This window comes from Corallococcus sp. AB030, assembly GCF_003668965.1.
GTDB classification, from domain to species: domain Bacteria; phylum Myxococcota; class Myxococcia; order Myxococcales; family Myxococcaceae; genus Corallococcus; species Corallococcus exiguus.
The window spans coordinates 1-1454 of sequence record NZ_RAWQ01000438.1; the positions used below are offsets into that span (position 1 = coordinate 1).

Here is a 1454-nt window from a genome sequence, read left to right on the forward strand (position 1 = left end):
CGCTGGGAGCTCCCACGCCCACGGCCACGCCCACCCAGGTGGGGACGTCCGGCACGGCGGTGCAGACGAACGGGAACACGGTGGCGGACTACCAGGTGGGTCCTCCCCGGCGTCCGGACATCCACCACGACAACGGCTTCCTGCAGAACCCCAACGACCCCAACGACCCGAACCCCATCCCCACGGAGAGCCCGGGGCTGAGTGACTACGCGGCGCGGGCCGAGTGGGAGGTCAAGCTCCGCGGAGCACGCGCCCTCCAGGGCGTTCCGGGCGTGCCGCACAACGACATCCCGGACGGCCTGGACACGTACGACCACTTCCTGCACGGCAACGGGGCGGACCGGCACTTCGACTACGAGCGCTTCGTCCGGACGGACCCCGCCGGACAGGCGGTGCTCACCAACTCCACGCGCGACACGCAGCAGGCGGCGGAGGCGACCTACAACCAGATGATCGCCCAGGACCCGTCGCTCGCGGGCAAGCCGGTGACGTTCCAGATTACCGGCTCGCAGATTGGCGTGGGCTCCAGCGAGCAGTTCCCCTACCCGGAGACGGAGAACTGGCAGAAGGCGATTGGCGGCCACAACGTCTGGAACAGCGCCACCGTGACGGTCTACCCGCCGGAGACGCCGGGCGGGAAGCCCCGCTTCGAGATGGACATGACGCTCCACGCGGAGGACCGCTACAACTTCAACCCGGGCCAGCAGGACATCAACACCGGCACGCCGGACGCGGCCAACGGCCGGCTGGAGCAGACGGGCCTGGGGCACCAGTACACCAACTACGGCACGCTCCAGCGGCACGTGACGTGGGACCAGGGGAGCCCCGAGAATGCGACGTCGCGTCCCATCGGTGGCCGTTAGGCGCACGCTGGCTACCACCCTGCTCGCGGGGTGTGTTTCGCTGGCCTGCGACAAGCCCTCAGGGGGGAATGCATCCATGACGACAGAGACGGCCGCGCCTGCGGCGAAGACGGGAACGGACCTGGAGACGCTGGAGAAAGTCGTGACGCTGCCGCGCCGCCCCCAGGCGGTGCAGTGGCGCCAGTCTCCGCGCGGCATCCAGGGCGGGCTGGGCCCCACGGACACGCAGTTCCTCGCGGTGCTGGAGTACCCGGCGGCGGAGGCCCAGGCGCTCCAGGCCGCGCTGAAGCCCACGCGGCTGACGGTGAAGGTGGATGACGGTGGGTGGCTGCCGGAGGCCACGAAGGAGGCCCTGAAGGGCGCCACCGCCTACGACGCGGCGCCCTTCTTCAAGGGCTCGCTGCGCCAGGGCACCGTGTTCCAGCTGCCCCAGTCGAGCACCTTCGTGCTGGTGCTCTTCAGCAGCTAAGCCATCCGGGGTAAATCTTTGCCTAGGGAGGTAGCATCCACCGCTGCCCTGCAGGAGGGCAGGAGGAGCGGTGGATGAGCCGAAGCGGCAACCACCTCAAAGTGACGGTGCCACAGCGCCGA

At 69.5% G+C, this 1454-nt stretch carries 2 protein-coding genes; both read left to right on the plus strand.

Annotated features, from left to right (window positions below):
* Positions 1–863, plus strand: an 863-nt coding sequence (locus tag D7Y15_RS43435; RefSeq protein WP_121756213.1) for a hypothetical protein, incomplete at its 5' end; no start/stop codon positions are given.
* 76 nt (positions 864–939) lie between these two features.
* Positions 940–1332, plus strand: a complete 393-nt coding sequence (locus D7Y15_RS43440; protein ID WP_120580065.1) for a hypothetical protein — start codon at positions 940–942, stop codon at positions 1330–1332.
* Positions 1333–1454: the final 122 nt, after the last annotated feature.